Origin of the sequence: Streptomyces sp. NPDC127177 (assembly GCF_042672475.1) — a bacterium.
In the GTDB taxonomy this organism is placed as follows: Bacteria; Actinomycetota; Actinomycetes; order Streptomycetales; family Streptomycetaceae; genus Streptomyces.
In genome coordinates this window covers 393,075-402,061 of record NZ_JBHXUW010000001.1, presented here as the reverse complement: position 1 = coordinate 402,061, position 8,987 = coordinate 393,075, and the positions used below count along the sequence as shown (strand labels likewise).

At 73.2% G+C, this 8,987-nt stretch carries 4 protein-coding genes; 3 read left to right on the top strand and 1 reads right to left on the bottom strand.

Annotation, left to right across the window (positions count from 1 at the left end):
- Positions 1–205: 205 nt before the first annotated feature.
- Entirely contained in the window at positions 206–1,519 is a 1,314-nt protein-coding gene (locus ACFVJX_RS01770) for a lipase family protein (RefSeq protein ID WP_384126771.1), read from the bottom strand.
- Positions 1,520–1,952: 433 nt separating this feature from the next.
- Between ACFVJX_RS01770 and ACFVJX_RS01765 the strand changes: the two genes are divergently transcribed.
- Genes ACFVJX_RS01765 through ACFVJX_RS01755 form a run of 3 tightly spaced genes read left to right on the top strand, consistent with a single transcriptional unit; the run spans position 1,953 to position 8,962 of the window.
- Positions 1,953–3,725 carry a fatty acyl-AMP ligase gene (locus ACFVJX_RS01765; protein ID WP_384126769.1) on the top strand — a complete coding sequence of 591 codons (1,773 nt, stop codon included), beginning with the start codon at positions 1,953–1,955 and terminating at the stop codon, positions 3,723–3,725.
- Positions 3,722–7,870, top strand: a complete 4,149-nt coding sequence (locus ACFVJX_RS01760; protein ID WP_384126767.1) for an acyltransferase domain-containing protein — start codon at positions 3,722–3,724, stop codon at positions 7,868–7,870. Before ACFVJX_RS01765 ends, ACFVJX_RS01760 begins: the two co-directional genes overlap by 4 nt.
- Before the next feature lie 54 nt (positions 7,871–7,924).
- Entirely contained in the window at positions 7,925–8,962 is a 1,038-nt protein-coding gene (locus ACFVJX_RS01755; protein ID WP_384126765.1) for an alpha/beta hydrolase, read from the top strand.
- Positions 8,963–8,987 lie beyond the last annotated feature (25 nt).

Below are 8,987 nucleotides of genomic sequence, written 5' to 3'. Positions count from 1 at the left end.
TGTTTGAGGGGCGGGGGGTTTTCTATTGTGGGTTTGTGTTATATACCCGCGGGGGGGTGGGTGGCCCAGGGGGGGCGCGCCCTGCTTGGCGGCGGGCTTTTAACTCTTCTCCCACCGCCGCCGACAGCGCTCATCCGGCCGGGCACGCCGATCGTGCGGCTCGTCGGTCGGTTTCCGGCCGGGGCGGGGTGCGGGACGGATCCGGTTACGGCAGCAGGCAGTTGCCGAACTCGGGCCTGCCCTTGAACCGGTCCCCCAGCCAGCCGACGGTGTCGCTCACGGCGAGTTGGTCGGTGGTCAGGTGCTCGCCGGGGTAGAGCTTCCACCGCGTGGCGATCCCGGCCGAGCAGTAGGCCCTGCGGGTAGCGTCCTGCGTAGCGGTCGGGATCACCTCCTCGGCGAGGCCGCGGTACTGCAGGACCGGGAAGCCGACCTCGTGGCGGGCACCCGATCCCTTGCGGCCGATGTCGACACCGAGCTTCTGGTCGTCGATGACCTGGCCCCAGGTCCTGCCGTCCGTTCCCTTCAGTGCGTAGATCCGGTCCAGCCCGAGCCCGCCCTCGGTGTTGTTCTCCAGCTTCTGAAGGGCCAGTGCGGAGACAGTGCCCACCAGGCAGAGGGACTTGGCCTTCTTGACGGTGTCCCTGCCCCGGTCGTTGAGCAGTTCGTCGAGCGGCATGGCGGGGTGCGATGCGGCCAGTCCGACCACCGCGTCGACCAGGAAGCCCGCGAAGGCGCCACCGTTCAGCCCCTTGGCGACGACCTTCAGATCGCCCGGCACTCCCCCGGACGCGTCACCGACGACGTCGAGCCCGGGTGCGTAGGAGGCGGCGAGCTGTGCGGCCCACAGGCTGGCGGCGCCTCCCTCGGAGTATCCCCACAGGCCGACCTTCGCCCCGGCGTCCAGGCCGCTGCCCGGAAGTTCCGGGGCCGAGCGGGCGATGTCGAGCAGCGCGTGTCCGGCGTCCGCACCGGAGACGTAGGGGTGGGTCTGCCCGTCCAGGTAGCCCGGCCCGTCGGTGGCCGCGACCGCGTAACCCGCTTTCAGGAGGGCCGCGATGTTGTCACCCTCGTACTCGTCCTGGAACGCCCCGGCGAGCTGTTTGGAGAAGGCGCACTGTGAACCGAGGCCCAGGGTGCCGGGGTTGAACGCGACGATGGGGCGGGTGCCGGGTCCCTTCCAGGCGGCCTCCGGCACCACGACGGTGCCGGAGACGGCGGCGGGCCCGCCCGCGTTGTCCGTGGTGCTGTACTGGACCTTCCACGCCTGCTGGGGGATGTTGCCGGGGACCTCCGGCAGGGTGGTCCGCCGACAGGCGATGACGCTGCCCGGCCGGCCGGGTACCGCATCGGGTACCTGATAGATCCGGCTGTCCGTGGCATCGCAGGTGGCGGCCGCGGCGGCCGGTTCCGCGGCACCCGCGGCCGCGGCCGGCAGGCCGAGGCCCGCACCCGCCAGGGCGGCCGCCGCGACCAGGGCGAGGCTCTTCTTCCGGTTCCTGTTCGATGGTGGACGCAAGGCGTGCTCCTCGGTGTCGGGAGGGCTCTCCTCCGGCAGCCGTGAAGTTACGGACAAGTAACACGACGTCGATAGTCAGCGGAGCCACAGTCCGGCGCGGACGTTTTGTCATGGCGTCACAAGAGGCCCCGGACCGGGCCGCGCTTCTGCGGCCACGGCCGGCAGACCGCTCCGGAGGTCTTGTCACCCAAGTGACAGACAGCACCGGACGGTCTGTCAGCAACCCGTCTTACTCGTGGGTCATTTCGCGGAAGACCCTGGTGCATCGTCCCCGCGGTCGCACCCCTGCCGTGCACCACCGAAATGAACAGCACCGTGCGGCACCGAAGCGACGCCCCGTCGTGCGCCACCGAAGTCGCCGCCCCCGCCGCGCGCCCCCGGAGTGACCGCCCCGCTCCACCGCCCCGACGCAACCTGACCAGTTGGAGCCGCCATGAACGCCGTCGAACCCCCCACGGGCCCCCTGCTCACCGACCACCTCAGGCACTGGGCCTCCCGGCGTGCGCACCAGCGCGCCTTCACCTACGTGGAGTTCCCCGACCCGGCCTCCGCGGGCCTGCACCACACGCTCGGCTGGCGGGCGCTGGACGCCCGGGCACGGGCGGTGGCCGCCCGGGTCGGCGCCCTGGCGTCCCCGGGTGACCGAGCGGCTCTCCTGCTGCCGCAAGGCCTCGACTACGCCGCCGCGTTCCTCGGCTGCCTCTACGCGGGGGTCATCGCCGTCCCCCTGTTCGCCCCCGGACTGCCCGGTCACGAGGGCCGGCTGGCCTCCGTGCTGGCGGACTGCGAAGCCGCCTGCGCGATCACCGATACGGCGACCGCCCCGGCCGTGGCGGAGTTCACCGCGGACCGGCACCTGCCGGCGCTGCCGTTGCTGTGTGTGGACCGGGCGGGCGATCCGGCGCCGGCGGACGCCGCGCCCCCGGTCCGGCCCGCGCCCGACGACATCGCGTATCTCCAGTACACATCGGGTTCCACACGCGATCCGGCCGGCGTCATGATCACCCACGCCAACGTGGTGGCGAACGCACGCCAGGCCATCGCCGCGTTCGGCGCCGGTGCCTCGACCAGTACTACGGTCGGCTGGCTGCCGCTCTTCCACGACATGGGCCTGGTGCTGAGCGTCGCCGCACCCGTGGTCGGTGGTTTTCCCTCCGTCCTGATGGACCCGGTGGCGTTCCTGGAGGACCCGGCCCGCTGGCTGCGGCTGCTCGGTTCGTACCCGGGGACGATCAGCGCCGCCCCCAACTTCGCGTACGACTACTGCGTGACGCGGACGGACGAGGCCCAGCGGGACGAACTCCGGCTGGACCGGGTCAAGGTGCTCATCAACGGCAGCGAGCCGGTGCGCACCGCCACCGTGCAGCGCTTCGATCGGGCCTTCGGTCCCTCGGGCCTCGCTGCGGGTGCGCACTGCCCGGCGTACGGGCTGGCCGAGGCCACGGTGTTCGTGACGACGGACACGTACACCGAGGCACCGTCCACCATCAGCTGCGACGCCGCCGCCCTGGCCGAGGGCCGGATCCAGGACGCCGGCTCCGGTCGGCCGGCCGCTTCTCTCGTCGACTGCGGTACACCGGCCGGTCAGGAGCTGTGCGTGGCGGACCCGGCCACGGGCGTACGGCTCGGACCGGATCTGGTCGGCGAGATCCTGTTGCGGGGGCCCAACATCGGGCCCGGCTACTGGAAACGGGCCGGGCTCTCGTCGGAGGTGTTCGGTTTCCTTCCGCCCGGGTCGGCCGACGGGCGGGGCGGCTGGCTGCGCACGGGGGACCTGGGGGCGCTGCACGAGGGGCGACTGCTCGTGACCGGCCGGCTCAAGGACCTGATCGTGGTCGACGGGCGCAACCACTATCCGCAGGACATCGAGGAGTCGGTGCAGCGCGCCGTCGACGTGGTGCGCAGGGACCGTCTGGCCGCGTTCGGCGTACCCCGGGCGGACGGCGGGGGCGAGGAACTGGTGGTGGTGGCGGAGTACCGCAGGGGTGGCGAACCGTCCACCTCGACGGTGGGTGAGGCGGTGCGTTCGGCGCGCGCCGCGGTATCCGCCCGGCACGGACTACGGCTGGAGCGGCTGTTGCTGGTGGAGCCGGGGGCCGTGCCGAGGACGACCAGCGGCAAGGTGGCCCGGGCGGCCACCCGCGCCCGTCTGCTGGACGGCGGATTCGGCCCGTCGGACGAGATGCGTACGGGTGGTGAGCGATGAGGGAGGCGGATCTGCGGGGGACGGTGGTCGGCCGGCTCTGCGCCTGGTACGGGCTGGAGCCGACGGACGTCACCGACGACCGGCCCTTCGCCGAGCTGGGCCTCACCTCCCGTGACGCCGTGGCGCTGACGGCGGCGATCGGTGAGCTGACAGCCACACGGCTTCCGGCCACCCTGCTCTGGGAGGAGCCGACGCTCGGCGCCCTGCTGGACCGGCTGGTCCATGGCGAACCCGACAGGGGCGTCCAACCACCCGGGCCCACCGCGGCACTTGAGGTGCCGGGGGGCGGGACGGCGGTCGCGGTGATCGGGGCGGGTTGCCGGCTGCCCGGCGGTGTGACCTCCCCGGCCGGCTTCTGGGAGCTGCTGCGCGAGGGGCGTGACGCGGTGGGAACCGTGCCCGACGGACGCTGGGCACCGTTCCTGCGTCCCGGATCGCAGGGGCTGCCGGACGACATGAGCAGGCACGGCGGATTCCTCGGCACCCGGGCGCGGCCGACGGCAACGCCCGGGTCACGAACCCACGGTGGCGTGGACGCGGTCGCGGGGTTCGACGCGGAGTTCTTCGGGATCGGAGCGCACGAGGCGACCGCGATGGATCCCCAGCAGCGCATCCTGCTGGAGGTGACCCGGGAGGCACTCGACCACGCGGCGGTCCCTGCCGCCTCGCTCGCGGGGACCCGCACCGGGGTGTTCGTGGGCATCAGTGGCAATGAGTACGCCCGTCTCACCGCAGCGGATCCGGCGGCGGTGGACGCCTGGACGGCGCCGGGATCGGCCCTGAGTGTGGCGTCGGGCCGGCTCTCGTACGCGCTGGATCTGCGGGGTCCGAGCCTCTCGCTCGACACCGCGTGCTCCTCCTCGCTCGTCGCGGTCCACCACGCGGTGCGCAGCCTGACCGACCACGAGAGCGACACCGCACTGGCCGCAGGCGTCAATCTGCTGCTCTCGCCGGCGGTCACGCTCGGCTTCCAGCGGGCCGGGGCGCTGGCGGCCGACGGGCGCTGCAAGGCGTTCGACGCCGCGGCCGACGGGATCGTACGCGGGGAGGGGTGTGGGGTCGTCGTACTGAAGCGGCTGGCGGACGCCGAGCGTGACGGTGACCGGGTGCTCGCCGTGATCAGTTCCACGGGGGTCAACTCCGACGGCCGCTCCAACGGGCTCACGGCGCCCCGGGCCGATGCCCAGCGCACACTGCTGGCGCGGACCCATGCCGAGCCCCTCGCCGTCGACTACGTGGAGGCGCACGGCACAGGAACCGCGCTCGGCGACCCGATCGAGGCGGGTGCGCTCGGCGCGGCGCTCGGGGCGGGCCGCGGGCGGGACGCGGACCGGCCACTGCTCATCGGCTCCGTCAAGACGAACCTCGGCCATCTGGAGGCGGCCGCCGGGATCACCGGTCTGATCAAGACCGTGCTGGCCCTGCACCACGGTGAGATCCCGGCCCAGCTGCACTTCCGGGAGCCGGGTCCGCATGCCGACCTGGACGGGCTCGGGCTGCGGGTCGTCACCCAGCCCGAACCCTGGCCGCGCTACTCGGGAACGGCCACGGCGGGGGTCTCCGCGTTCGGCTTCGGCGGAACGAACGCGCATGTCGCGCTCGCCGAGTACCGGCCCGCGCCACCAACGGCGGCCGCCCCGACCGGCGGTGGCGCCCGCCCCGCGCTGCTGCTCCTGGACGGACCGGCCGAGGACCGGGTGCGTTCCTACGCGGGCGAACTGGCCCACTGGCTCGGCACACCGGCGAGCAGACCGGTACGCCCTGCCGATCTCGCCCGCACCCTGGCCGGGCGCACCGGCCGCGGCCGGCACCGGGCGGCGGTCGTCGCCCGTGGCCGTGAGGACATCGTCACGGCTCTGGAGCGGTACGCGACGGGCCGGGCCGATACGCGGCTGGTCACCGGCACCGGTCCGGCACGCCGGTCGGGCGGCGGCACCGGTCCGGTGTGGGTCTTCTCCGGCTACGGCTCGCAGTGGCCAGGCATGGGGCGTGAACTCCTCGCATCGGAACCGGTGTTCGCCGCGGCCGTCGAGCGCATGGCCGGGCTGCTGCGCGAACACTGCGGGTTGTCGCTGCACGATCTGCTGCGTGCGGACGCCGAACTGCCGGCCCCGGACACCGTGATGCCGGTGCTCTACGCCGTGCAGGTCGCCCTGGCCGAGCTGTGGCGTTCCTACGGCGTGGAGCCCGGCGCCGTCATCGGTCATTCGATGGGCGAGGTGGCCGCGGCGGTGGTGGCCGGAGCCCTGGACGAGGAGACCGGAGCCCATGTCATCGCCGTGCGTTCGCGGCTGCTGGCCGGGTTGTCGGGCGGCGCGATGGCCGTGGTGGACCGGTCCGGCGACCAAGTAGCCGGTCTGGCAGTAGAGTTCCCCACGGTACGGGTCGCGGTGCACGCCTCCCCCGTGCAGAGCGTGGTGACCGGGTCGGCCGCGGATGTCGCCGGGCTCATGGCGCGGGTCACCGGTGAGGGCGGGTTCGCGCGCTCGCTGGGCGTCACCGCGGCCGGGCACTCCCCCGCGGTCGAGCCGCTGCTCGACGAGCTGGCCCGGGAACTGGGTACCGTCCGCCACACGCCGCCCCGCTGTCCCCGCTACTCCACCGTCCTGGACGACCCCCGATCCGGCGTCGGCTGCGATGCCCGCTACTGGGTGGCCAACCTCCGGCAGCCGGTCCGCTTCGAACAGGCGGTGCGGGCGGCGGCCGAGGACGGCCACCGGGTGTTCGTCGAGGTCTCGCCCCATCCGACCCAGCTGCGTCCACTGATGGACACGCTGACACACGCGCTGGGCGCGGGGGACGACGCCGCCGACGGCTTCCTCGTTGTGCCGACGCTCCGCAAGAACACCGACGACGCACTGGCCTTCCGCTCGTCCCTCGCCTCCCTTCTGGTGCACGGCGTCCCCGTGGCAGGTGCCCGCGAAGGGCTCAACCCGGGCGGCCGCATCGTCGACGTGCCGGGACCCCTGTGGCGCCATCGCCGCTTCTGGGCCGGTGAGCAGGTCTCGCCCGGGACCGAGCCGCCGCGGCCCGTGTCACTGCCGCGAGGGACCGGTGTCATCGACCGGCTACGGCACTGCGTCGCCGCGGTCATGGGGTACGCCCCGGACCGCATCGACCCGGACACCCCACTCACCGAGCTCGGCCTCGACTCGCTGACCGCGGTACGCGTGCGAACCGTGGTGGAGCAGGAGTTCGACACGGTGGTGGAGCCGGGTGTGCTGTTGCGGCAGGGGACCCTGCGAGGGGTGGCCGCCCTGCTGGAGGGGTCCTCGGGACAGGCGCGGCTGCGGGACGGCACGCCCGTCGCGGACGGGACGGGGACCGTATCGGGAACGCCGGGCCGGCTGCGTACCTTCCCGGGCACGGGGCCACTGGCCCCGCTCTTCCTCGCCCACGCGGCCGGCGGTTCGTCGGACGTGTACGGGCGACTGGCCGCACGGTTGGACGGCAGCCGGCCGGTGCTCGGCCTCGACCGGCTGGACGGCCCCGACGACGTACCGGGGCGGGCCGCCGAGTTCGCCCGGCGCATCCGCGAGGTGCGCCCGGACGGCCCGTGGGTGGTCGGCGGGTGGTCCTACGGCGGGCTGCTCGCCCAGGAGACCGCCCGGCTGCTCTCGGCGCACGGCGAGGTCGGGGCTCTCGTCCTGCTCGACTCGGTGCTCCCGCTTCCCGCGCCGCCGGACGCCGCGACGCCTGCCGAGGAGGCGCGCCGCCGTTTCGCGGGCTTCGCCGCTTTCGTCGAGCGCACGTACGGGGAGCCGTTGCGCCTTCCGTACGAGGAGCTGGCCCGGTACGACGACTCCGGTCAGGTCGGTCTGGTCATCAAGCTCTTGGAGCAGGTCGTCGATCTGCCACCGGCCGTTCTGGAGCACCAGCGGACCTCGTACCTCGACCTGCGCAGCGGCGAGCGCCACACGCCGCGCCGCTACGACGGACGGACCCTGCTCTACCGCGCGTCCGAACGCGCTCCGCACACGGTCCGCGATGCCCGCTACGAGCGGGACGACGAGGCGCTGGGATGGGACGCGCACTGCGCGGACCTGACCGTCGCCCCGCTGCCCGGCCACCATCTTTCGCTGCTCGACCCGCCGGTCGTCGACGTCCTCGCGGGGCTCCTCGCCCGCGACCTTCCGCACCGATGACCATCCACGTCTGCCCGGCCCCTGACACACACCCGAACGAGACGAGGTTCTGCCATGCCCCGATCCGTGCAACGCCCACGGCCCCGCCGGGCTCCGCGCGCCCGCGCCAAGTACGCCGCGCTCGCAGCGGCGACCGTGCTGTTGGCGACGGGAGGCGTCGTCGGCACGTCGACGGCTTCCGGTGCTCCAGCGACCGTGCGGGCGGCGGTCGCCGCCGATGACGGCGCGCGCGTCACCGCCGAGACCCGGATCGACGCACGCACCGTCGATCTGACCGTCGACTCCCCAGCGGCCGGGAGATCGCTGCCGGTGCGGGTCGTGCTGCCGGCCGGCTTCGACGCACAGCCCGACCGCACCTGGCCGGTGCTGTACCTCCTGCAGGGCGCGCACGACGACTACACGTCGTGGAGCAGGGAGACGGACGTGGAGCAGTTCCTCGCGGACAAGGACGTCATCACGGTCATGCCGTCGTCCGGGCCCACGGGGATCCCCACCGCGTGGTGGAACTACGGGAGTTCCACCGCCCCGGACTACGAGACCTTCCAGGTCGAGGAGGTGATGCAGCTTCTGAGGCGCAACTACCGGGCGGGGGCGACGCGTGCCGTCGCCGGGGTGTCCACCGGGGGGTACGGCGCTCTCGCGTTCGCCGCCCGGCATCCGGGGACGTTCGGTGCGGCGGCCTCGTACAGCGGAATCCTGGACACGACGGCGCTCGGCATGCCCACGGTGGTGAACGCCATCGTCGCCCGCGAGCTCCAGCTTCCCTCGCTGCTCTGGGGCAGTCCGATCCTCAACCGGAGCATCTGGAACGCGCACAATCCGGCGGCGCAGGCGGCGCGGCTCGCCGGCACCCGGCTGTACGTATCGCAGGGCAGTGGGATACCGAGCGCCGACTTCGGCAATCTGGAGGGCGCCGTCCTCGAGGGCACGCTGTGGCTCCAGGCGCACGGCTTCGCGAACCGTCTCGCGAACCTCGCGATTCCCGCCCAGGTGCACTTCTACACCGGCGGATCCCATGCCTGGTCCTCCTGGCAGGGCGAGTTCAGGGCGTCGTGGCCGACACTGGCCGCGGGGCTCGGCCTCAACGACTGAGCCCCGGCGAACCGTGCGCCGAGAA